Genomic DNA, 25,882 nt, shown 5'->3' with positions numbered 1-25,882 from the left:
AGTAGATATGCTTTTGAAAACTTACTCCTTCAGCCCTTTCAGCAGTGCATAAACTGCCATCGAATGTCCATGGCCCAATTCAAATTCTTCTTTTAACCAGCTTACAATTTGTCCTGCTTTAACTTCTGGTTTGAGATGCCCATTTTCAGAAAATCCTTTTTGATCAGCAAGTTCTTTTAATTCTTCGGGGCCTTTGCCTATTTTCTTGCTGATTTGTCGAGGTACGCTTGAAATGACATAAGATTAAATTTTAATGGCGATATACCTTGTTTATCCCGACAATATAAGATTTATGAACTTGCAAAAAAACTGTTTATGGAGTTTATCCTAAATTAAATAAAAACCACATACAGAACATCATATAGATAATTAAAAATAAAAAAGTAATAATAAATTAAAATAATCGCATCTTAGGCTGTCTTTAGTAAAGTGTAAAGACAGTATGATCAGAAAACTACCTATGAAAAAAACAGTATTATTTAACCTCTTCCTATTACTTGGGATCAGCACTGCATTTGCTCAGAAGCAAGATATCAAAGAATTATACTTTGATTACACACAGTCCAGAATGAATGAAGATCAGAATGTGGCAACTGTTGAGAAAGCTTCTTCCCTATTGAACCGCTCCGCTGAATTGAATGACAAACAGGTTGCTAATGTTAGCTTCCATCTGGCCAGGATATATGAGTCTATGGGTAAACCAGAGAAAGCAGAGCCTCTTTATGAAGCCGTGACTAAGCTCGTTCCGGGTTATTACGTGACTTATACCTCGTTGGGATTTATCAATTTAAAGAAATGTGATACTTTAGGACGTAAGGTAAGCGAAGCTGCAAAGCTTAAAGATGCAGCATTACATGCGATTGCTTTTAAAGCTTATAAAACCCAGGTACTGAAAACTATTCCCTATTTTGAAAAATCAGAAGCTTGCGAAACCGATGAAAGAACGTTAGGTATCCTGACTTCACTTTACAAAAGCATCAAAGACACTACTTCTTTAGCAAGTCTTCCTGAACGTAAGGCGCTGCTTGGAAAAGATTGTGTTTCTTTACTGGACGACGAATAGTTTTAAAGAAATAAATTATAATTTAAGATTTCTGATTAGTTTAGCAGACAAATCAACTTAATATTGATGAATCAATCTATTTTAACAGAAATCTTATGTGTAATTTCTGTTTTTATCTCCCTCCTTCTAGCGCTGTTTTTATTCACTGTAAAAACACAACATAAATTAAGTAATAGACTGCTGGCCTGCTTTATTATTATGAGTGGCATTGATATCAGTGGATTTATCAGTTATTATTTTCTGAATGATTATCCGGACATCGGGATGTTCAGACTTCAGACTGTGTTTTTAATAATTCCGTTTTTCTATCTGTACGTATTATCCGTTTGTTATTCAGATTTTAAATTGAAGCCCAAACATTTATTACATGTGATCCCTTTTGTGATTATGAATCTAGTGGTGACCCCACGCTTTTATTTAGCAGATTTAACAGATAAAGAGCTCTTTATCAACCATTACATTCAATTACCGGAAGCAATTTTTATCCAGGTTTCTGCTACCCTCCAAATCACATTTTATTTAATTGCTGCCTTTGTGGTTTTAAAGAAATCCAAAAAGATATATCTGGAGAATTATACAGAGCCGACAATTATTACTTATACCTGGCTATTCCAACTTACCTCGTTACTATCAGTAGAGTATTTCATAGCTTTCATTAAGAACTTATTAAAGTTTACTGGTTATACGAATATCACTGACAATGCACATCTTATAGTTGGATTCGCTGTATTCGGTGTATTGTGCTGGTTTGTTTTAAAAGCGTTACATTATCCGGATCTTTTCAGAGGAGTAGATTCTAAACTGCGGCTAGTTCAGGACATTCTGCCAGAACCAAAATATGGAACCAATCAGCCTGATACTGACCAGCATAATACTGGGCAGCCTCAGGCCGACAAGTTAACTGTCAAGATTGAGCAGTTAAAGGAATTTATGGCGCAGGCTGAACCTTATCTTGAACCCTCTTTAACGATTCAGGATCTTGCCGATCAAATGAAAATGCCTGTTCGTGACTTATCTATATTAATCAATCATCATCTGGATCAGCACTTTTTTGACTTTATCAATGAATACCGCATTCAAAAAGCGATGGAGATTTTAAAAGATCCGCTAAAACGTGAATTGAATATACAAGAGGTACTGTATGCGGCTGGTTTTAATTCAAAATCTACCTTCAATTTCGCATTTAAGAAACACACCCAACTCACACCGACACAGTACAGAAACAACTCGTTACAAGCAACTTAACAAAAGTCGTACTTCAATAAAAAAAAGTCGGACTATTTTTCTGAGAATAAAATAGTCCGACTTTTTTTATCGGTCACCTATCCGGCGTTTCATCTGCAGCTTTGTATTCATAAAGTAAAACGTATGAAAACAATCATCTTATATGCCATTCTAATACTGCCATTATTGGCAAAATCACAAATACAGTTAAAAGGGAATGTCAAAGGAAACAATGAGCCTATAGTGTGGGCTAATGTAATTTTAACAAGCCCTGAGGGTAAAGTAATCACGGGGGCACTCACTAAAGAAGATGGGTCTTTCGAATTGAAGCTAGAGAATGGTTCTTATCAATTAAAGATTAGTTACCTGGGGTTTATAACATGGCAGCAAATTATACTCATCGCAAAAGACACAAATTTAGGCATAATCACGCTACAGCAAAATGATGAGTTAAAGGAAGTCAGAATCGTAGCTAAGAAAAAACTGATCGAATATAAAACAGACCGCATCGTATTTAACGTGGAGAATAGTATCTCTGCTTCAGGTGGTAACGCTGTAAACGCAATCGGCACAGCGCCTGGTGTTATGATTTTGAATAATTCGATTAGCATATTGGGTAAAGGGGATACACGTGTAATGATTGATGGCAAATTGATAGCGTTAACCGGAGATGAGCTGATCAGTTATTTAAATTCAATTGATGCTACCAACATCGCAAGCGTTGAAGTGATTACTAACCCGCCCGCGAAATACGAAGCTGGGGGAAACGGGGGCCTGATTAATATAATTTTAAAGAAAGGAGTTCAGGACTCCTGGAAGAATTCAACCAGTATGACTTATAATCAGAGCACTTATAGTTTTTACTCCTTAAATGATAATTTTCTATACAATAAAAACAAGGTCAGGTTAGCTATGAATATTGACGGTAAAACGGGAAGCCTGAAACAAACGGAAGAGTTAACTACCTATTATCCGAATGGTCTTTGGGAATTAAACCGTGTAGGAAAGCAGCAACAGAACAATCTTTCTGGTGGTCTGGCATTCGATTATGACGTCTCTGATCGCACCACCCTGGGCATACAATATATAGGCAACCAGGAGAACCCGGATTCAAAGGACATGACGACCATCAAAATCAGGAATACGGCCCATCAGATTGATTCTCTTTTGATTAATAATGGATTAAGCAAGCTTAACAATTCCAGCCATACTTACAATGCACATGTTTTTACGAAACTGGATACAGCCGGTAGAAAACTATCTTTTGATCTTGATTATTTCACCTATAATTCAAAAACCAACAACAATTTCTTGACCAGCTCATTTTTGCCCGATATGGAATTTCTGAATATCAATCAATCCGCAAAAAATATTTCTGAACAAAATATCCGCAATACAAGTATAAAGGTTGACATGGAACATCCATTGAAATTTATGAACCTCTCTTACGGTGCTAAAATGAGTTTTATCAAGAGCAAAGCCGATATCAATTATTACAATACAATTAGCGGCTATCCTATTTTAGATAAAACCCAATCCAATGGATTTGATTATCAGGAGAATAATCAGTCATTATATGTAAATGGAATTAAAAGTCTGGGCAGTCAGTTTAGCCTGCAAATAGGTTTAAGAATGGAAAACATTCAGACTAACGGGTATTCAGACAACAAAAATCAAACAACAGTGAACAATTATTTGAAGTTATTCCCTACCCTTTATCTTTCTTACAAAAAAGATGAAAACAATAATTTCTTATTCAATTATGGGAAAAGAGTTGACAGACCGGTTTTTAGAGATTTAAACCCATTCCGTTACTATTTAAACAGCAAGAGTTATTCAGAAGGAAATCCATTTTTACAACCCTCCTATAATGACAACTTTGATTTTACTTATGTATATAAAGGAAACCTGAGAACAAACTTGTTCTTTAATATTACAACTGATGGATATGGAGTCGTGTTTAATTCAGACCCCGTAACGAATATTCAAATCATCAGCAGACAAAACTATTTCAAAGAATACTATTATGGAATTGGTGAAAATTATACAGTTAACTTTACCCCGTGGTGGCAAAGCCAAAACTCAGTTTATCTTTTGGGGTCAAAAAGTGTTTTTAATGAGATGGTAAATGCAATACCCAAAAACAGCTTACAACTATATTTAACCACGAATAATACCTTTTCATTAAGCACTTCTACTAAAATACAAGCAGATTATTTTTATACTTCTTTCGTGAAAAGAGGCTTATATGAAACCGGTCAGTTATCAGGATTAAATATGGGGATCAAGCAAAGCCTCCTTAAAAATAAGCTGCAGTTATCGATGCTTGTTAATGATGTGTTTAATAAGGCCTCTCTGAGAGATTATACTTCTGTGGTCAACGGAATAAAACAGGTTTATGGCCAAAATTACAGCAGCAGGTTTTTCAGGTTTTCTTTAGCTTACAGCTTTGGAAATGATAAGGTGAACATTAAACAACGCAGCCTTGGAAATGAGGAAGAAAGAAGAAGAACAAACTAAAACAGGAAATGCCCCCAAATAACCGCTGAATTTCAAAACCAGTCAATATATTGGGGACATTTCAAAATATCCGGAACTTTCCTTTAATTGATTATTTCCCGCCTTTACTTCTTTTCAAAGCCTCTAAATAATAGTAATCTGCATAAATGATAGGTACATCTATTTCAGATTTTGCTGGTTTATGACCAGTACTATGTGCTAAAATAAAACCATCATTTGTGCCTGCATTACTAGTATAGTTTTTAATCAGGCTATTCAAGATCTGATCTGCTGTTTTTCTATAACTTTTACCTTCTTTACTATAGCCGCTCAATTCATACAAACCTGAAGCCGTAATAGCTGCCGCTGATGCATCTCTTGGCGAATTTGGAATTTGAGGATCGTTATAGTCCCAATAAGGTACTTTGTCGGCAGGAAGCGTTGGATTACTCAGAATAAATTTAGCGATACCTTCTGCTTGTTTTAAATAAGCGATATCTTTTGTTTCACGATAACATAAAGTATAACCATATAAAGCCCATGCTTGTCCTCTTGCCCAGGCAGATGGGTCACTATAACCCTGAGCGGTTCCTTTCCACTTTACAGCACCGGTTGCAGGATCGTAATCAACTACATGGAAAGAACTGTAATCCTCTCTGAAATGGTTTTTAAGGGTTGTATTTGCATGGCTCACTGCAATCTTATAAAATGAAGAATCTCCGGTCAATTTAGTCGCTTCAAAAAGCAATTCCAGGTTCATCATGTTATCAATAATTACTGGAAACTGCCATTTATCTGCATTATGATCCCAGGAACGGATCACTCCTGCTACTGGATTAAATCTTTTAGATAGACTTTTTGCAGCTTGTATAATAACCGACTTATAGCTGGTATCATTAGTTAAACGATAGCCATTACCATAACTGCAATAAATCATAAAACCTAAATCATGTGTTCCGGTATTGAATTGCTGTGGTGCCAGTTTTTGTGTAAATTCTTTAGCGGGTTCCAACCATTTAGGATCTTTGGTCAGCTCATACATATACCATAACATTCCAGAAAAGAAACCACTGGTCCAGTCTTTCCCAATTACTAATTTCAATTGATTATTTTCCAGTGTACGTGGTGCAATATATTTTGGTTCTGATGCGATGACCTTTACTGAATTTTTAAGCAAGATCTCAACTTGTTTTTCAGCAGGAATTAATGCTTTGGCTACATTCACATTTTGTGCATTTACGGTGCTTCCCGCAGAGAGACACAATAAGGTAACCAGTGTTAAGTTTATTTTCAATTTCATCTATTTAGTTATTATTAGTTTATGCGTGTTTTTTGTTCATTGAATGGTACCAGGTCTTACAACCAGATCAGCGGATGGCGGATGGGCAGATTTCTGATTACTTCTACCACTTGTGGATTATGGTCTAATTTTTTCCAGGTTGCATACCAGGCTTCTTCCTGATAAGCATTTGCTCCGAATAGAAGAAAAGGCTGTGCAACCGGCCAATTTTCCCAATACATTACATCCGGCTTCAAACTCCATTTGCTTTTATCAGCAATAAAAGGATATAAGTAAGATAGCCCTAGTTTGATAGATTTACCATCGGCAGTTTTAAATTCCCAGAGATTGTCTGATGGGGTTGATAAAATCTGGCAAAGGACCGTCATTGCATCCAGATTAAAGATAGCATATCCATAAGGTTTTGTACGTGCCATTTCCAACGGAAAACTACCATCTGCTCCCATTTGATTTGGTAAAAGTACAGTCTTATAACGCACACGCATAGAATCCAGCATCGGCTGATCATTACATAATTTAGCAAATGACGCTACCTGAATTGCCCAGCAAGTGGCATGATTATTTTTTACCATTTTCTCCTGAATCCCAGGTTTACTGGTATTTAGCCAATTGGTATAAGCTGAAAACCAACCTTTGATCGCTGAAGCAGTTTGAGGATCAAATACGCTTGCCTTTTCCATAACAATCATCCCTTGTGCAACTTCCATTAAATGGATCGTATCAATGATACCATAATTACGTCCGGTAAATTTCCCTTTCACTGCCTGCGCAAAATTAAGGTTCGGATTCATTAAAGTTTCGGGGTTTACAAACCATGCTTTCAGATGGAGAATTGCTTGTGTAACGTACTTTTCATCTCCGGTGAATTGATAAGCAGAAGCCAGCGCTCCGATTACTTTACTTAAACGGATCATGGCTTTGCGGTGTTCTACAAAATTATCAGGATTGGTTAATCCATCCCGGTTGATATATGGCCCGTCAGGATTTTTAGGATCTGGCCAGAAATAATCAGCCTCAGAGAAGAAGTCGTGTTTACCTCCTGCACTTCTGGGTGAGGAGGCGTCTGTTATCGTAACTGGCTTCTGGGTCATTGCCCACACTGCCTCTGCAAGGATTTGCTTCCTTAGTAAAATAGTCGCGCCCTTTATGATTCCTTCCTTCTGAGTTAAATCGGATGCGTTTTGGACAGCAGAATCAGGCGCTTTTTGACTAGAAAATTCGTTCTGAACAGACGACACGGATATGCTCTGTGCAGGCTCTAAAGACTGTACAGTCAAAGTATCTCTACCAGCAGGGGAATAATCATTGGTAAATACCGCCGGGCTTATATAAATAACAGCAGCAGATAAAACGGAAAATATTACTTTCATAGTGCTTGGTTAAATCAATAGGTTAATTTCATTTGTTCAAAATGCTTAAAGGTTGGTAAAGGCAGCTGACAAACCATCAGACTGGGCAGCGACCACACTTTTTCCTTTATTTAATTTTACTTTAATAATTGCACGGCCGTTATAAGCCTGTACTTTTCTTGAGCCTGATGAGGTTCCTGAATCGTCCATGAGTTTACCTTCTCCCGCTAAAGAAAAGTTAATCCAGTTTACAGCATCCAGACATTGTATATTTTTATCGTCGTAGAGTTTCACTTCTACGGTCGCTACATCATCTTGCTGGTCAATTTTAGTCAAAGTTAGTTTTGCTGGTTTAGTCCATTTTTCGGTTTGATACTTAAACTTGATTTCATCTTTCACCGTTACCTTACCTTTTTTACCAACCACAGTAATTGTATTTTCGCCTTTAACAAACGGAAGGTTCCAGCGTAACCCCGCAGCAGGAAAATCCTGACTATTTCTTTTCTTGACACCAAAGCTTTTACCATTCAGAAACAACTCAGCTTCTGTACAATTAGCATAGACCTTCACCATTTTCTCTTCCCCTTGTTCTCCCCATCTTACTGGCCAGGTATGTCCATAAATATGCACCATCGGCAGTGTTGTCCAGTAAGACTGGAAAACATAAAAAGCTTCCTTTTTAGTCAGATCCCTTTCTACAACACCTTTCTGGTTCATATAAGGTACCGGGTTATCTGGTCTTACAGGAGTAGAAAAATCTTTAAATGGCCAGTAAGCAGTACCACTTAACCAAGGCATAGTTTCCTGCTCTTTCAAATGCCAGTCCACGAGGTTTACCAGGTAAGATTCACTCCAATCTCCATCTTTAGAAATTCTGGCTGCACCTCCAAATAAGGAAGCATCTCCTGCCCGCTCGTCGGCTCCCAGACCAGTTTTTATTTTACTTAATGCTTTATCAGGATTTTCCGAATGCCGCATCGCATGGCTGTCCCCACCCCATTCTACGTGAATAAACCGCTTTACTTTTTTAAATTCTTCTTCAGAAACGGCTTTGTAATCGGTGTAATTACCACGGTACCAGCCTGCCCAGATAGAGGGTGAATAGACATCTACAATATCACTGCAGAAGTCACATCGCCTGATAGCAGTTAAACGGGAATTATCGAGTTTATGAGAAAGATCGTTTAGTTCTTTCATGAAAACCCTGATCTTCTGCTTGTCAAACTCAGGAAAGTCACCCGGCCAGTCATTTTCATTTCCCATTCCCCAGAGAATAACTGAGGCGTGGTTATAATGTTGTTCGATCATATTGGTCAGCATCCGCCGGGCTTGTTCTTTGTAAACATCTCCACCCAATCCGCCACGGCACCACGGAATTTCTTCCCACACCATAATTCCAAGACTATCACATAGATTCAAAACAATACGGGATTGCTGATAATGTGCCAGACGGATGAAATTAACCCCCATATCTTTCATCATGATCATTTCTTCACGGATCATATTTTCTGTCATGGCAGCTGCAACTCCTGCATGATCTTCGTGCCTATGTGTGCCTCTGAGCAGTAAACGTTTTCCGTTCAGCATAAAAGGCCCTTTTTCTACAAATTCAAAGTTCCTGAAGCCAACTTTTTCCGTTCCCCTGGCGATGCCAGCTGAGGAATGGATTTCATATTGCAGCGTATATAATAAAGGTTGAGCTGTCGACCATAATACAGGTTTCTTTACCTGAAGTTCCCATAACCCAATATCATTTGATAGGTCATTTAATTTCTTTTCTGTTTTGGCGACCACCTTACCTGAAGGATCGGCTAATTTCAATAAAACCTTAGCTTCACTGATTCCTGAAGGATTATAGAATCTGGCATTCACCGTGAGCTGACCGGATTTCCCGGCTGCATCGACCTCTGCTTTAGCAAAGAGTTTATCAGCAGAAAGCGCCGGCGTATAAACCAGGTTCAGATAGCGGTAAATGCCTCCGTAAATATTAAAGTCGGAAAGATCTGAAGGAATCATTTCCAGATCTCTTGAATTGTCGGTACGTACAGACACCGGGATTTTACCTTTGAATTGTTTCCGGCAGACTTCTGTTTTTTTGAAAGCTTCGGCTGCCTCAGTAATATCAACTGTCCATTCATCATAGCCACCTACATGTGAGCCGACTTTTGTAGTATAAACGTAGACTTCTGTTTTCTGTCCCGCACCTTCAAAATGCAATAATGTACGTCCTTTTTGGTAAGGATTATTTACATCAATAGTCGTACGGTACCAAGATGGCCCCTGGTAATAGTTTACAGCAGGATCAACCGCATCTGTAGCATTCACACAATGTGGTAAGGTAACTGATTCCCAAAGCGGTACACTCTCCGGGTTTCCCTTGCCAACTGGGCGGACAGCTTCCCAGATCCCACCTAAATCTTGCTTTACGAATTCCCAATTCTGATTTAAACGTTTTGATTCCTGTGCCTCTGCCGGACGAATTCCAAGCAGAGATCCAAGAATAACAAACACACAAAAATATCTGATCATCATTAATAAATTTTTCTAAGCCCTAAAGCATTTAATACTGGTACGCCTTCTATTTTCTTAAAGTCTAAAGTGATTCCTTTTCCACCCTGCACAGTAATCCTTGTACTTTTCTTTACTGCGGTGGTATAACCATAATCTGCTGCCAGGTTCAGGTTTTCCAGAAAGCTTTCTCCGTTAATACTTACATTAAATATGCGTTGACTAACTATTTCTTTTTGATGATTATTATCTAAGTTATAAGCTAAAGCTTCTTTAGTAACACCACCAATGAGTTCTGCGAAGTATAAAGAAAGTTCATATTCACCATCAGGCACATCCAATTTGAATTGTTTGATTCCAACTTGCTGAGTTTGATAAATAGGGTCGTTATCAGTTTCCAGGATATTTTTATCACTTCCATAAGACATTCTGTTATTCGTGCCTTTGAATGATTCACCTCCGATATATCCCCAACTGCCTTTTTGATAAGGCTGGTCTGGCATCCAGATTTGATGGGTAGTATTATCTATGTAAAATCGTTTCGCCCCCAAAAGAATATTCATTTCTTTAAAGGGGACCTGACGGTCTGAAAATTCAAATGGCTGCAAAGTAAAATCTACATCCAGCTCATCACTGTAAGCCGCAGAGGTAACTTTCAATTGGTTCAAGCCATTGACAAACGGAACTTCCCAGGAACAAACATGATTTACTGCATCATTTACGCCCAGGCTCTGACCATTGATAAACAACTCTGCTGTTTTCTGATTCGTGGTCACCTGTACAGGTTGAGTAGCAAATGATTTAGAAGAATCTGCAACTCCAGTTCTGATTTTCCATGTCCCTGAAGCTATTTTAAGGAATGGTTTTTTTAGTAAATAAGCCTGGTAAAGCAAGTAAATATCTTTTGGCTCCCTGCCCAAGGTTAACAACCCTTTATTGTTAATGTGAGGCATAGTTTCCTCTCTGGTTTCAGAATTAAAATCAGCTAAATTCCAAACCATTGCGCCACTTACAAAAGGTCTTTTGATAATATCATTTAAATAAACCTGGTTAAATTTGATAGCATATTCAACGCTTTTATCAAATCTGACAGGTGAAAAAGAACGGATACGCGGATCGGCATCTGCACCGTATTCAGTGACCAGCATGGGTTTGCCTGCCAATTCTTGATGATGACGGTCTAAAAATTTACCAAAATCTTCAATATTACCCGAATACCAGCCAGAATACAGATTCCAGCCTACGATCATTGGTATTTTAGTTAAACCTATTTTATGATAACTATCAAAAGAACCATGATTTGCAATCATTGTATATCTTGAAGGATCTTCTTTTCTGGTTAGACTATCTAGTGTCTGTGCCAGCGTAACGATATGTTTAAAATAAACTGCTTGTCTGGGTTTATCATCTGTAAACTTAGGACGCAATAAAATCTCGTTCATATAAGCCCAGATCACCACACTTGGATGGTTAAAGTTTTGACGGATCATTTCTACCTGCATGTCTTTGCAGTTTTCTGTAAATGCCGCAGACTCTGTAATCGTATTGACAACAGGAATTTCTACGGATGCCAGGATACCCAAACGGTCACAGGCTTCAAGAATCTGAGGATCCTGAGGATAATGTGAAACTCTCAGAAAGTTTCCGCCCATTTTTTTCAGTAATTCTACATCTCTTATTTGTAAAGCATCAGGAACAGCATTTCCCATACCTTCATAATCCTGGTGACGACTCGCTCCCATTAATTTAACAGGTTCTCCGTTAAGGAAAAATCCTTTTTCAGCATCAAACTTAAACCATCGGAAACCTAATGGATTAGCTACCTGATCTAAAACAGTTTTAGTTTTAGCATCAATGAGCTGTGTGATAACACGGTACAGGTATGGATTTTCAGGAGACCATAGCTGAGGGTTTTTAATGTTTTTAAGGTCTTGTTCAAAAGTGCTTTTTTGATGCGCAGGTACGGTTAAGGTAGCTATGTTTGTAGCCACAACTACGCCATCAGCATTTGTCAAAGCTGTATGTACCTGAACTTTAATTTCTTTTGCCGAGGCGTTTTCAATTAGGCTCTTCGCTTTTACGCTGGCCGTTTCTTTGGAAACATCAGGTGTTGTCAGGTAAACGCCTGAACTATTGCCATGATCATTTTTAGAAAAATGAACCGGTTCTGTAACTATCAACTCCACATTCCGGTAAATACCTCCAAAAAAGGTAAAATCAGCGGTCAAAGGGGCAATATCTTCATTAAACCGGTTGGTTACTTTTACTTGTACTTCATCGTCCTTATAATTTAGGAAACCGCTTACAGGGATAACAAACCTCGTATATCCACCGATATGAGTTCCCGCCAGTTTTCCATTTACATAAACCTCAGTTTCCTGGTTTACGCCATTGAAAGCCAGGAAAACTTCTTTGCTTTTTAAACTTGGATCGAGTTTGAGTTTTCTCTTATACCAGCCTGTACCGCGATAATAACCAGGTTCATCGTCTATAACATCTGTTGTATTCCAGCTATGTGGAATACTGAAAGTTCCCCAGTTCAGGTTCGGGGAAGGAGCCTGACCAGCTACCTGGTCTTTACTGAACTTCCACTGATCATTTAAACTGATCAGTTTGGCTGGTTTATTTTGTGCATAGCCAGTAGATGCGCCTAATAAAACGCAGGGTATCAGCAGTGTGATAAGGTGTCGGCAAGTATATTTCAAAATTCAGGGTTTAAATTACAATTCATTATTAGTCCCGGATTAACCCTTTGCTAACCCGGGATACATATTTATTTGATTTCCAAAAAGCGTATATAGGATTGTGTAAAAGTTCCTACCGTGTATTTTTCATTCGTATTTTTAATCAGGTCAAGTTCTATTTTCCTTGTTCCGGCAACCGCACTATTCAGTACCTTGATATATATAGTATCAACTAATGCTTTCGCTTGTGGAAAATTAAGTGAATATATCGCATTTACGGCTGTAATTGCATTCCCATTTTTATCAACCACGGTAAAGTCCTGTCCTGCAACTGCAGGATTTGTAATTCCTTTAGTCACGAAGGTATATTGAGCTGTTGCATCGTAGTCACGCACATAGGCTGAATAAAATTGAACCGGAAACTTCACCAGTTTAGTTTGTGTCCGGAGTACTGATTCTGTGCCAGTATTATTCCAGGGCAGAAATCCAGCGTAATAATAATTTTCATATTCCTGCAAGCCTTTTTTTGAATTATCGTCATCCTTTTTACAGGCCGTAAAAACAAGGGCTGAAAGTGCAAAAGCGGTTAAATATATAATTGTTTTCTTCATGTTTTTAAGATTAATTCCAACCGGGATTTTGTACTACATTATTTCCGCTCAATGAGATTTCTTGCAATGGAACAGGATATAAATAATCTCTTTTCGGATCGAAAGTTCGTTTACTGGCATCTTCCACTATTAAAACTTTATCTGCATTCAGATTCAAAGACGCAGCCGTAGTACCCACCCATTCTGTCACATTATACTTAGCACCCAGCAAAGTTTTCGGCAAAACAGTTTCTGCAATTTTCCAGCGCAACAAGTCGTTGTAACGGAAACCTTCCAGACATAGTTCTACAGTTCTTTCTCTCCTGATTTCTTCGCGCATGCTCAGGTTATTCGTGGTCACAAAGGCATTGGTTAATTTAACGGGTAAACCGGCTCTTGTTCTTAGCGCATTGACGGTCAGATTTAGATCTGCATCGCTGATTGCTCCATCCATCTCATACTTTGCTTCTGCATAGATTAATAAAACTTCTGCATAACGGATCAATGGTTTATGGACAGTCGCATTGTTATTCGTTGTCCAATCGGCCGGATTAAATCCTTTCTTTGCGGCATAAGCTGATCTTGTTCCTAGAGAAGTCCCTGGCACCCAAGCTCTCTGATAAGATTGTTCCCCACTTCTATAAACTAAAGTGGTAATCCTCGGATCTCTGTTATCCAGAATGGTATTATAACTTACCTCGTCCTTTTCATTCACAAAAAAGGTAGATTTAGTGGTTGACGGGGTATTGTCAGTATTGTAAGCTGGCAAACCGTCTTTGTATAAAAACATGCGGATTAAATTACGAGTAGGTGCAATTCTTCCATTTTCCAGATCACGCGAGGTATTATGCGTTAAACCTAATGCGGCTGTTAAACCATATAGCTTTACAAAAACATTCTCTGTATTCCCAGCTCCTTCACCATCATGCGTGAACATTCCCTGATAATTAGCGAAAAGCATATGCCCCTGCCCCATGACTAAGGTTGCTGCTTGTGCGGCAAGCTGAAGGTTTTGCTGATAATTTGGCGTGTTAAAGAACTTGCCTCTTGTACCTTCGTCCAGTGCGACTCTTGCTTTTAAGGCCCAGGCTGCACTTTTAGTCACTCTTCCATATTGAGCAGCTGGTAATGCAGCCCTGGTTGGTAACCAAAGCGCCGCATAATCAAGGTCATCGTAAATAGATTGCACCACTTTTGAGCGTTCAGTACGCGGCATCGTTAATTCTGGTGACTCAATAGTCAGTGTTTTTAACAGCAACGGCACATCTCCATACTTTTGCACTAAAGCGGCATAGGCATAAGCCCTGAAAAAACGAGCTTCTGCAAAGTATCTGTTTTTGATCGCATCGGTAACTTGTGCTTTCCCTGCTTTCTCGAGAATATTATTTGCTGTAAAAATCTGCCTGTACGGAACTGTCCAGTCATCACTGGTACCTGCAACACCACGGTTACCATTACTGACCACATTTAAACCAGACTGATTCACATTGTCATCTCCGCGATTATCTACGGTATAACCAATCAATTGCTGATACATCCTGTTTGCTGCATTTATTAAATCATTTTCAGTGTTCCAAAACTGATCATCTGTAAAAGATGTTTCTGGTAATCTGTCCAGCTTTTTACAGCTCAGGTTAAGTAACGTAACCAGCAGAACAAAGATTAGTAGTATGTTATATTTTCTCATCAGTCTATATTGTTTGTTAGCGGTTATGAGGCTATCATGATTTTATAGTCATTTCTTTATGTAATTTGAAAAATCATGATGGTTTCATCTCTGCATTTTATTTTAATGATAGTTCCCTTATAAAGTAATATTTACTCCAAATGATACTGAACGGTAAAAAGGATAAGTTGACGCATTTACATTTTTGTCATTATCTCCCAGTTCAGGATCAAATACACTCAGCACTTTTGTTCTTTCAAATAAATCCTGTCCGGAGAAGTATACTTTAAGATTCTGAATATATTTCCTGTTCACTTTAAAATTATAGCCAAGCTGAACAGTTTTCAGGCGGATATAATTTCCATTCTGAACCCATTTATCAGAAGGCCTGAAATTATGCGCACTTGTTTGATACATGCGTGGAAAAAAGGCATCCGGATTGTCTGGCGTCCAGTGATCCTGATGTATAGTCCATGGCATGTTTGAAGTTCCAAGAATTGGCGACAATGTATTTTCTTCAATAAAGAAGGAACGTTTGAGTACCCCCTGGAAAAACACAGAGAAATCAAATCTTTTCCAGCTTCCACCTAAGTCGATTCCAAAAGTATATCTTGGATTGGTATTGCCTAAATAAACTAAATCTCCTGGTTTGTCTGGTGTACCTCCACCTGCGTCAATCACTCCACTGCCGTCCAGATCTTTATATTTCACATCACCAGGCCCCGGGCTGGCAAAAAATGGATATTTCACTTTAGCTTTATAAGCGTCTGCTTCTGCTTGAGTCTGGAAATAGCCGTCTGTTTTATATCCCCAGAGACTGTTTAGTGGATAACCTTGTAACAAGCCAACTCTGCCTCCTGAACCTATAGAGTTTTTACCGTCATATTTAGTCAGCTTATTTTGATTGTCGGCAATGCTGAATCCAATATGGTAATCACCATTTTTGAAGATGTCTCTCCATTTTATTTCCAGTTCTGACCCCCAGCTTTTTAATTCACCTACGTTACTGCTTGGAATACCTACCCCAATAATGCTCGGCAGGTTTAAGGTGGCTAACATATTCTTATTATACTTTTGATAGTATTCAGCGGTAATAGTTAACCTGTTTTTAAATAAACTGGCGTCAATACCGATGTTACTTGATTCTACAGTTTCCCATGTTTTATTTCTGGATGCTAAGTCTTTTTGAAACAAGTACTGCGCTTTTGTCCCGTTAAAAACCAGGTTTGGCTGATCGGTAATGGTTAATCCACTGGTGATTAAAGAGATATAATCATACAGACCTAATACAGAACCGTTTCCTTGTTGTCCCCATGATCCGCGTATTTTCAGATTATCTACAAAACGAACATTATTTTTAAAAAATGGTTCTTCACTGATGCGCCATCCTGCAGAGAATGCAGGAAATATCTGGAATCGGTTTTCTGGTCCCAGACGTGAACTACCGTCACGACGTACTACTGCTTCCAGGAGATATTTTCCGTCATAATTATAGTTTAATCTGCCGAAAAGAGAACCAATAGCCCAGGTTTCGATTTTGTCACTATTCGTTTTATTCGCAGGATCTCCAAAATTCAGACTAAAGAAATCATTGCTTACCATATTGGTTGCACTTGCTGAAATTTCATCCTTACGGTACTGTTCAAATGAGGCACCAGCAAGCAATTTAAAGTTATGTTTATCGGCCAGCTGCAAGTCGTAAGTAAACTGACCTGTCAGGTTATCCTGGTAACCTTTATTCTTGGTCACATCAAGTTGATTTGGCGTATTGATAGAATTTCTTATCGTATTTGTACTCTTACCGTACCAGATTAATGTTCTTTTCTCTGATCTTAAGTTATACATATCCTGATTTCTGGAAGCAGATACATCGAATGCCAATCCTTTAACTACGTTTTTAATATTTAAACTGATCTTCCCTGTAAAACTTTCATAACTGCTGGTTTTAACACCTGCATTTTTCTCTATATCAATAGGGTTCAGTTGTAAATCACCATTATATTGCTGACCTGTTACGTCTTCGGCTGGTGTAAAAACGGGTTGCCTTGTCCGTATGCGGTATAATAAGTCTATAATATTACCTGAATCGTAAGAGTTTTCATGGATTGTTGAATTCACATAACCTGCAATCAGACCTACACTTACATATTTATTGACTTGAGAATTTACTGATAGTCTTAAATTTTGTCTTGAATTGTCATCAGGCCCATAACGCAATACACCGTCACGTTTAAAGTAAGATCCGGATAGCAGGTAATTTAATTCTTGTTTTCCGCCACCTACAGAAAGCGCATAGTTTTGCGAGGCATTCACCTTATCCATTCCTTCTTTAATCCAATCTGTATTCGCGTAATAATCCCAACGATCTGCGGTTAAGCTTGGTCTGTAGTTAAAGTTTGGATTTTTAAGCCATTCTACTTGCTCATCTGTAAATTCCTTCGCTCCTGTTGCATTAAACCTGGCTTCATCAATCAGTGCTTGTTCATCCCAGGAGTTTAATCGTTTGGGTTGTCTGGCAGTAATATTCAAACTATAGTTATTGCTAAAGTTGATTCTTGTTTTACCACTTGTAGATTTTTTCGTAGTTACTAAAACCACGCCACCAGCTGCTCTTGCTCCATAAATAGAAGCTGCGGCTGCATCTTTTAAAACGGATATATTTTCAATGTCGTCCGGATTTACCAATGCCAGATCCATTTCTACTCCATCTACTAAAACCAAGGCTTTGGTATCATTCGCAGACGAAAAACCACGGATGCGCAGGCCATAGCTTTCCGCTCCTGGTTTACCGCTATTCCTGGTAATGGTCACTCCTGGCGAAATCCCCTGAAGTGCTGCAATTGCATTCGGAACAGGCCGGTTCGTTAATACATCGCCGCTGATCTGTGCTACAGAACCGGTAAGGTTTACTTTTTTCTGTGTGCCATAACCCACTACAATAACTTCGTTAAGTCCTTGTGCATCTTCATCTAAGGTTACATTTACCACCGATTTCCCATTAAAGGAAAGTTCTTTAGAAAGATAGCCTACAAAACTGAAAATGGCTACGCCATTTGGGCTGGCAGATGAGATGCTGTACTGGCCATTCGCATTGGTGAATGATCCGATTGTGGTATTTTTAATTTTGACACTCACCCCGGGTAAAGGTAAACCTTGAATGTCTTTTACTGTTCCTGTTATCTTTTGTTGTGCGCCCGCAGTGAGGGAAAAGCAGCAGCACAGGGAGATACAAAGAAAATAGCTGTAAAGTTTATCCATAATTTTTAAATATTTGGTTGATTTGCTTGTTTAACCCAATTTTTGAAATTGGAAAGACTATTGATTTACTTATACAGGAAGGGCTTGATTAATTTGGAGATTAGCGGACGATACATAGAGATGCAGACATCCCGGAGAGAGGTTTAGAGAATACGTCATATTATATTTGGTTTTTAGTTTGATTAGGAATTGAAATTAAACAACAGCATTCTAAATGGTTTAAGCTAAATCTCCAAAAACGTGCTAAAGGCCACTTTTTCATCATTTCAAGCGTTTGAAATAATTTGATCTTATAACAGGTCAAATAAATTGTATTGTGCTCGGAAAGCTTATATAGGTGATTTAAAACGCGATATTTTAAACTTTAATTTATTTTTTTCAGGATGTAACTTAACATTGCCTGCTATGTCTTATTTATATAAATTAACGCATGGTACTGGAAATTAAAAATCTCACAAAGAAATATAACAGACATAAAACTGGCCTGGAAGATTATTCAATTACGCTGGAAAATGGAATCCTGGGTTTGCTGGGGCCAAACGGAGCAGGTAAATCTACGCTGATGAAAATTATCTCAACGATCAGTAAACCAACGCAAGGCACTTTGTTTTTAGATGGTGTTGACATTGTGAAGAGTCCTGGTCATATCCGCAAAATCCTTGGTTATCTACCTCAGGATTTTGGAGTTTATCCAAATCTTAATGCCTATGAATTTTTAAGTTATATAGCGGCTATGAAAGGTATTGGTGGAAAGGGTCTGAATCAACGGATTGAGCTATTACTTGAAGGCGTAAACCTGATCGCTGATGCAAAAAGACCAATCGGCACTTATTCTGGTGGAATGAAACAACGCATCGGTATTGCGCAGGCTTTATTAAATGATCCTAAAGTCCTGATATTTGATGAGCCTACAGTTGGTCTTGATCCTGAAGAACGGGTTAGGTTTCGTCAGTTGATCTCTGAACTTGCGGATGATTGTATCATTATTCTTTCCTCACATATCGTTTCAGATATTGAAACGATTGCCGATGAAGTAGCTGTGATGCAAGGTGGAAAGTTAATTACGAAAGGCAGTCAGCCGGATATTATAAAATACGCAGAAAATAAAGTATTTGAAGTTCTTATAGCGTCTGCATCACTTCCTGCCTTTAAAAGTAAATACCGGGTAATTGATACAGCAAGACATATTGATCAAGTACGCGTGCGTTACATTAGCGATTTCAATGCTATTGCGCCTTCCTCCACTCCTGTTAAGGTTGGTTTAGAAGATGCTTATTTATTTTTAACTCAAAATAACGCATAGCCTGTGAAATACTTCTACAACCTTCTCCAAGCCGATTATTTACAACGTACGCGTAGTTATTCTTTTTTAATCACTTTGGTTTTCACGGTATATATGGCCTATTTATTTGTGCCACTGCATACCGCAAGTTATACCACGTTAAACGTTCCAGGTTTCAAGGGTGCTTATAATTCAGCATGGGCTGGTTATGTTTCGGCTATCATGGCCACTGTTATGCTTTCTATGTATGGTTTTCTTTTGGTGAATAGCGCCATTAAGAAAGATATTGAAACTGAAGTAGGCCTGATCATTGCCTGTACTTCAATCACAAACTTTAACTACCTATTGAGCAAAATGTTAAGCAATTTAATGGTCTTGCTTACAATTGTTTGCTGCACGTTTATTGTGAGTATAATTATGTTTTTCATCAGGGATTCAGGTTATCCTTTTATACTCGCAAATTTCGTTTTACCTTACCTGATATTACCAATTCCCGCCATGTTTTTAGTCTCTGCCCTGGCAATTCTGGCAGAAGTGTTTTTGGGTAAAAGAACGGTGCTGCAATTCCTGCTTTACTTTATGCTTTTTGGGATGACAATGGCCTCTATTAAATTGCAGCAGGCCAATAACCTGGCTACACTCCTTGATCCCTTTGGATTAAAAACGATCACCAGTAGTATCGCTCAGGAAATTAGTTCTCAATTTCATACCGGTGTTCAAGATCCGTCATTTGGCTTTATCTTTAGTGGCAAGAAACCGTTTAAAATTTTTGTTTACGAGGGAATTCATTGGCAAGTGCCTTTTCTGGTTAGCCGGCTGTTATGGATAGCAATTAGTGTACTGCTTGTTTATATTTCTTCTTTCTTTTTTCACAGGTTTGATTTCAAACAGTCTGCCACTAAAAAGAAAGTAGTAGCTGAACCAAAGCAAACTGATGGATTAAACCTGACACCTCAGGGTATCAGCAGAAGTTTAATGCCTCCTCTGGTTACAGACTATAGTATTTTGCCTTTTATAAAGACTGAACTGCTCCTGCTAGTTAGAAAAGGGAACAAATGGTTTTGGCTGGTTAATATGGGTTTATGGCTAAGTATGTGCTTTGCTCCTTTAACTATAGCACACGCTTACTTACTCCCTATTCTATGGTTTTTACAGGTTACACGCTGGTCGGATCTGACAACTAAAGAGAAAACAAACAGGCTGCATTATTTCACATTTGCATCTTACAGGCCATTGTTCAGAATATTACCGGCACAAATTCTGTCCGGTATTTTGTTAGCGGTTGTACTTGCATTACCTGTAATTTTGAGGTATGCAGTTTTAGCAGATATATATGCTGTCATTAATATTATCAATGGAGCGGTATTAATCATTTCATTAGCTGCAGGTACCGGAATTATAACTGGGGGCAAAAAACTGTATGAAATCATATTTTTCATGCTTACCTATGCAGTGATCAATAAACTGACTTTTATTGATTACCTGGGTAGTATGCTTCATGCAAACAGCTTAGATTATGCAGTTATATTAACAGGATTAAATGTGTCTGTGTTACTGATCAGTTTTATAGTTAGAAACTATCAATCGAGACATTTATAGGCATTTTTGTCGTTTTTCTTACTGTACGTTTCCGATCGTTAACTGTTCATTCGTGAACAGTACAAAAGCTTTATTCCGAAGAAAAGTGGTTTTAAACTGTATTATTGAGTAATTTACGGTTGGCATACCATTAGCTAATCCAGAGGTATAACTATCTAATATGTTCAAGTTAAATTTAAAGATCGCATGGAGAAACCTTTGGAAAAACAGAGGTTATACTTTGATCAATATTCTGGGGCTTTCTATTGCAATGGCAAGCTGCATCCTCATCTTTATTTTTATTCGCTATCAACTGAGTTTTGATGAAGGTTATAAAAACCAGGATAGAATTTACAGATTCACCACACATTGGAAATATAGCAGTTTCGAGGATGATACACAGGGAGTTCCGATACCTTTATCTGCCGCAGCGAAGAATGACCTCGCTGGAATAGAAAAAATTGCAACTATATCAATGGACAATGGTATTATTCAAGTGAAAGACCAGAATGGAGCAGATCGGATAAAGACAGAAGAAGTTGTACATTATGCCGAACCGGAATTCTTTGAGATTTTTGAAATGGGCTGGCTGAATGGTAGTCCAGAAACAGTGATTACGGAACCTAATACGGTGGCTTTATCCGCAGAAACTGCTAAGAGTTTTTTTGGTACCATTGAAAATGCAATTGGGAAAATCATTGTCTTTCGTAAGAAAACGAGCCTGAAAGTTACCGGAGTATTTAAGGATATGCCTAAAAACAGCAGTTTTCCGCTTAAAATTATGATCAGCTACCAGAACTTCCCCCAAAAGGATAATAAGAGTTGGGATTCGGTGAGTTCACAAACAGAGTGTTATATATTGCTGAAAAATGGGGTCACGGCTGCAGCTTTAAAAGAACCTTTAAGACTTTTTAATAAGAAGTACTATCAGGACAAAAAGATTGAAGGTAACCAGACTAATGCGCTGCAAGCCCTTAAAGACATTCATTTTAGTGAGAAACAAGGTAATTTTGCAGAATTATACGCCGTTAAAAGCGAACTGTACGGACTTGGTGTAATTGGATTATTCTTAATCGTTACAGCCTGTATAAATTTCATTAATTTAACTACAGCACAATCAATTAACCGCTCAAAAGAAGTTGGTGTACGCAAGGTACTGGGTGGTAAACGTAAGCAATTGATCGTTCAGTTCTTAACTGAAACTTTTACCATTACATTGATCGCTTTAATATTCGCTTGTATTTTAACGGAATTAGCGCTTCCTCAAATGGAAAGTTTATTTAAAACCCAGATATCTTTCAGCATTTTTGAGCATCCGGTAATTTTTGCATTCCTGATTGTATTAGTAGTGATCGTGAGTTTGCTTGCAGGTTTTTACCCGGCATTAATTATTTCGGGTTTTAGTCCGGCTTTAGCGATCAAGAACAAAATCACAGTAAACTCCGGGAATATGAGTCTACGTAAAGTTCTGGTTGTTATCCAATTTTCAATTACTATTATCCTGATTATTGGCACACTGATTATCCTGGAGCAGATGAACTATGTACATCAAAAACCATTAGGGTTTAAAACTGATGCTATTGCTATTATGAATGTACCAAATGATAGTATTGCGCAGACAAAACATAAGAATTTTAAAGAAAGAGTACTGCAAATAAATGGCGTTCAAAGCTTTAGTTATTGCCAGCGTCCGCCATTGTCTAACGAAATGAGTACCACCAATTTTTCTTACAATGGACAGCAAAACGAGGATTTCGAAATCAGACGTTCTTCTGCAGATGCTGATTATTTTAAGGTATTTGATCTAAAATTGATAGCCGGGAAAGTATTTTTAACTAGTGATACCGTGAATGGCTATGTCGTGAATGAAACCTTTCTGAAGAAGATGAATATTAGTAATCCGCAGGAGGTAATTGGCAAAATCATCAATCAGAACGAAACTAAAATGCCGATTGTTGGCGTGGTTAAGGATTTTAACGACAGATCACTTCAACAGTCTATTTCTGCGCTTATAATTTATCCGCAAAAGGATGCTTACTATAAGTTTGCAATTAAAATGGATCAGGCTCAGCTTATGCCCGCTATGAAAGAGGTCGGGGCTTTATGGAATAGTACTTTCCCAAATGAGATTTATAAGGCCCAATTTGTTAGTGATGCTGTTAGCCGTTATTATCAAAGTGAAAAAATCATGGCTATATTATTCCGGGTTTTTGCCGGAGTAATTATATTCATATCTTTTACTGGACTATTCGGATTAATTTCATTCGTGGCTACTCAACGCACCAAAGAAGTAGCGATCAGAAAGGTATTGGGTGCATCAACTTTCGAATTGGTCAAGATGCTGAACGGTTCATTTTTATTGATGGTTTTCATGGCTAACCTCATTGCCTGGCCGCTAGCTTATCTATTGGTTTCAAAATGGTTGTCAGGCTTTGCTTATCGTATAGAATTAGGTATCTGGCCTTTTGCTCTGGCCTTTTTGATCTCAATGCTGATTACTTTGATAACGGTTAGTATCCGTTCTTATAAAGCTGCTGTTGCCAATACGATTGATGCGCTGAAATATGAGTAAATTAATTTTTTAAAATAATGAGCAAGTATCATAATACCAAGTGGTATATTTAAATCTCAAAAGGAGGTTTATATGAAAAATGATACCACTCGAATCAGGCAGGGTCTGATCGATCAGCTTGGAAAAACAGTAACCAATTCTCCATCTGCATTTATGCTGTGGCTGGCTCCAATAGTTCGCGAAATAGAATATGGAAGTATGACTTTCGAATATACTGTCAGAGATGAAATGACCAATCCGATTGGTACGTTGCATGGTGGTGTAACGGCTGCTATTATGGACGATATGATTGGTGCTACCATTATTAGCCTGGGAAGGGAGTATTTTTACACGACGATAAATAACGTCATAGATTATTTCTCTACTGCAAAAGCTGGAGATGTAATTACAGGTAAAACAACGGTTATTAAAGCTGGCAGGCAGATCATAAATGTGCAGTTTGAATTATGGGATCTTAAAAAAGACAGGCTTTTAGCCAGGGGCTATTCTAATGCACTGAAGACTGATCATAAAATAAATGGAGCATAAAATACACACCTGATAATCTGTTGATAATTTAGCTATTTAATTATTTCTATATGCAAAGACACCTCTCCTACTGCATTTTATTTTTATTATTTGCAGTGATTTCCACAAAAGCACAAACTGCTGCTGTTAAAGCTGCACCGTATTCCAAGCGTGTAGATCATGTTCTTGATTCTTGTATCCGAAAGAATTTTAATGGAGCGGTGCTGATCGCAAAAAATGGAAAGGTCGAATATTTGAGATATACTGGAATTGCTAACCGCCATTATGATATCAAGTTCTCAGAAAAAACAAGGTTTAAGATATTCTCTGTAACTAAAACTTTTACTGCTGTTTTGATTATGCAGTTGTATGAAGAGGGAAAAATCAATCTTGATTCTACAATTGCTGCTTATTATCCGGAATATAAGGGCGAAGCGGCTAAAAAGGCGACCATACGGAATCTTTTGACTTACAGTAGTGGAAGAGATACAAAAGAGATGAGGGATCTTTTTGAAGCCTATAGCAATGATATCTGGTCTGTTGATGAGTTTATCCAGAAGTTTTGTTCTGAGAAGCTGATTGATAGGCCAGGTACTAAATTTAATTACAGCAATGGGGATTATATTATCCTGGGTAAGATCATTGAAAACATCTACAAGAAACCGTATGAGGAGGTATTAAGGGAAAAGATACTCAAACCTCTTCATATGGAGCATACCGATTATTTGCACCACAGTGATATCATAGTTAATATTGATGAGGGTTATGCTAATGATGGCCAGGATACCACAAAAATTCATATGCCGACTAATCATTATATAGATAATCATTTCTCTGCAGGGGCTATGTATTCCACTCCTGAAGATTTATTAATTTTTGATCAGGCGATATTTAACCACACTATTCTCAAAAAGGAAACTGTTGCTCTGATGCTTACTCCTTATGAAAACCTGGGTTCTGTAGCCATCGGCTTCTGGGTGTATCCAAAGAAATTTGGAAAGATTAATACATTATTTGCCGAAAGACAAGGTGCTGGATATGGACATAATGCGAATTGGGTGCATTTGATTGATAAAGGATTGACTTTTATCTTATTATCAAATACGAATACTGTTGAGCTGAATAAAATGCGGTTAAGTGTGATTTCTGCTTATTTAGCACAGTAGGTAAAGATTATTGTTAGGGTCAAAATTTGGTGCCGCGTGATATATTTCAGAAGATAAAGCGGTTTTCAGGGTATGTTTTTCTTCTTTAAAGGGTAAATTGACTGGATAATGAATAAGTAAAGCCAGTTTCCTGGGCAATAGAGATAAAATGATGAAAATTATTGTAACTAGGATTCAACACTTTAGCAACAAAATTCAAAATATCCCGCTTTATTATCACTTAAAACGTATTTATTCAATTTAAAATTATACTTTTGCATCACTGAAAACGGAAACGCTTCCAGTATTATTCTGAAAAGAATGATGATTCCGTAGCTCAGCTGGTAGAGCATTACACTTTTAATGTAGTGGTCCTGGGTTCGAATCCCAGCGGGATCACAGAAGATAGTATCAAAACTACGTAAAAGCTTGCAAATCATATGATTGCAAGCTTTTTTAGTTTCAGGGATATATCAAAATAAGCATTAAATCACATAAAAAAAGTGAGTGATTCGGTGAGTAAATTTTGGTTAATTCAACTCACCAAAATGAATGTAAATATGGATCAAGCGGAAAAGTTGGGGGGAATAAAATAAATTCTTTCTTTTGCATTTTTAAATCAAACGAGAATTTTCATTTTGAGTCAAGCCGAGCAAA

At 37.8% G+C, this 25,882-nt stretch carries 16 protein-coding genes and 1 tRNA gene; 9 read left to right on the top strand and 8 right to left on the bottom strand.

Going from position 1 to position 25,882, the window contains the following annotated elements; genetic code table 11:
* Window positions 1-21: 21 nt before the first annotated feature.
* Window positions 22-201: a DUF4287 domain-containing protein gene (locus ABIB30_RS21595; RefSeq protein ID WP_354305265.1), complete on the bottom strand. Its 180-nt coding sequence runs from the start codon at window positions 199-201 to the stop codon at window positions 22-24.
* Window positions 202-460: 259 nt separating this feature from the next.
* Here ABIB30_RS21595 and ABIB30_RS21590 point away from each other — a divergent pair, with 259 nt between their 5' ends.
* The 3 genes from ABIB30_RS21590 to ABIB30_RS21580 all read left to right on the top strand — a co-directional run bounded on the left by ABIB30_RS21590 (window position 461) and on the right by ABIB30_RS21580 (window position 4,807).
* Complete coding sequence (locus ABIB30_RS21590) at window positions 461-1,063, top strand: tetratricopeptide repeat protein (protein ID WP_354305123.1); 603 nt, start codon at window positions 461-463, stop codon at window positions 1,061-1,063.
* Between the two features lie 198 nt (window positions 1,064-1,261).
* A complete protein-coding gene (locus tag ABIB30_RS21585; protein ID WP_354305122.1) occupies window positions 1,262-2,308 on the top strand; it encodes a helix-turn-helix domain-containing protein in 1,047 nt (348 codons plus the stop codon).
* Window positions 2,309-2,431: 123 nt separating this feature from the next.
* On the top strand, window positions 2,432-4,807 hold the full coding sequence (locus ABIB30_RS21580; RefSeq protein WP_354305121.1) for a TonB-dependent receptor: 2,376 nt from the start codon (window positions 2,432-2,434) through the stop codon (window positions 4,805-4,807).
* A 91-nt stretch (window positions 4,808-4,898) separates the two neighbouring features.
* On the opposite strand, the gene ABIB30_RS21575 is transcribed toward ABIB30_RS21580, so the two are convergent.
* The 7 genes from ABIB30_RS21575 to ABIB30_RS21545 all read right to left on the bottom strand — a co-directional run bounded on the left by ABIB30_RS21575 (window position 4,899) and on the right by ABIB30_RS21545 (window position 18,141).
* The gene (locus ABIB30_RS21575; RefSeq protein WP_354305120.1) at window positions 4,899-6,086 is read right to left on the bottom strand and encodes a glycoside hydrolase family 88 protein; all 1,188 of its coding nucleotides are present in this window, start codon (window positions 6,084-6,086) and stop codon (window positions 4,899-4,901) included.
* A gap of 56 nt (window positions 6,087-6,142) precedes the next feature.
* Window positions 6,143-7,456 (bottom strand): alginate lyase family protein, encoded by a 1,314-nt coding sequence (locus tag ABIB30_RS21570; RefSeq protein ID WP_354305119.1) that lies wholly within the window; start codon window positions 7,454-7,456, stop codon window positions 6,143-6,145.
* A gap of 45 nt (window positions 7,457-7,501) precedes the next feature.
* Window positions 7,502-9,964 carry a glycoside hydrolase family 2 TIM barrel-domain containing protein gene (locus ABIB30_RS21565; protein WP_354305264.1) on the bottom strand — a complete coding sequence of 821 codons (2,463 nt, stop codon included), beginning with the start codon at window positions 9,962-9,964 and terminating at the stop codon, window positions 7,502-7,504.
* A 2-nt stretch (window positions 9,965-9,966) separates the two neighbouring features.
* Window positions 9,967-12,648, bottom strand: a complete 2,682-nt coding sequence (locus tag ABIB30_RS21560; RefSeq protein ID WP_354305118.1) for a glycoside hydrolase family 2 TIM barrel-domain containing protein — start codon at window positions 12,646-12,648, stop codon at window positions 9,967-9,969.
* 68 nt (window positions 12,649-12,716) lie between these two features.
* Complete coding sequence (locus tag ABIB30_RS21555) at window positions 12,717-13,238, bottom strand: hypothetical protein (protein WP_354305117.1); 522 nt, start codon at window positions 13,236-13,238, stop codon at window positions 12,717-12,719.
* A gap of 10 nt (window positions 13,239-13,248) precedes the next feature.
* Complete coding sequence (locus tag ABIB30_RS21550) at window positions 13,249-14,904, bottom strand: RagB/SusD family nutrient uptake outer membrane protein (RefSeq protein WP_354305116.1); 1,656 nt, start codon at window positions 14,902-14,904, stop codon at window positions 13,249-13,251.
* Window positions 14,905-15,021: 117 nt separating this feature from the next.
* Window positions 15,022-18,141 carry a SusC/RagA family TonB-linked outer membrane protein gene (locus tag ABIB30_RS21545; RefSeq protein WP_354305115.1) on the bottom strand — a complete coding sequence of 1,040 codons (3,120 nt, stop codon included), beginning with the start codon at window positions 18,139-18,141 and terminating at the stop codon, window positions 15,022-15,024.
* A 430-nt stretch (window positions 18,142-18,571) separates the two neighbouring features.
* On the opposite strand from ABIB30_RS21545, the gene ABIB30_RS21540 reads away from it, so the two are divergent.
* The 6 genes from ABIB30_RS21540 (at window position 18,572) to ABIB30_RS21515 (ending at window position 25,624) form a co-directional block, all read left to right on the top strand.
* The gene (locus tag ABIB30_RS21540; protein WP_354305114.1) at window positions 18,572-19,444 is read left to right on the top strand and encodes an ABC transporter ATP-binding protein; all 873 of its coding nucleotides are present in this window, start codon (window positions 18,572-18,574) and stop codon (window positions 19,442-19,444) included.
* 93 nt (window positions 19,445-19,537) lie between these two features.
* Window positions 19,538-21,022: a hypothetical protein gene (locus ABIB30_RS21535; protein WP_354305113.1), complete on the top strand. Its 1,485-nt coding sequence runs from the start codon at window positions 19,538-19,540 to the stop codon at window positions 21,020-21,022.
* A gap of 160 nt (window positions 21,023-21,182) precedes the next feature.
* A complete protein-coding gene (locus tag ABIB30_RS21530) occupies window positions 21,183-23,573 on the top strand; it encodes an ABC transporter permease (protein ID WP_354305112.1) in 2,391 nt (796 codons plus the stop codon).
* 72 nt (window positions 23,574-23,645) lie between these two features.
* A complete protein-coding gene (locus ABIB30_RS21525) occupies window positions 23,646-24,101 on the top strand; it encodes a PaaI family thioesterase (RefSeq protein WP_354305111.1) in 456 nt (151 codons plus the stop codon).
* A 50-nt stretch (window positions 24,102-24,151) separates the two neighbouring features.
* Window positions 24,152-25,246, top strand: a complete 1,095-nt coding sequence (locus ABIB30_RS21520) for a serine hydrolase domain-containing protein (protein ID WP_354305110.1) — start codon at window positions 24,152-24,154, stop codon at window positions 25,244-25,246.
* Window positions 25,247-25,551: 305 nt separating this feature from the next.
* A tRNA-Lys gene (locus ABIB30_RS21515) sits at window positions 25,552-25,624 on the top strand.
* The last annotated feature ends 258 nt before the right edge of the window (window positions 25,625-25,882 follow it).

Source organism: Pedobacter sp. UYP1 (assembly GCF_040547305.1).
Taxonomy (GTDB): Bacteria; Bacteroidota; Bacteroidia; order Sphingobacteriales; family Sphingobacteriaceae; genus Pedobacter.
Note: the sequence above shows the minus strand (reverse complement) of the source record. Positions and strands in the feature narration are given on the sequence as shown.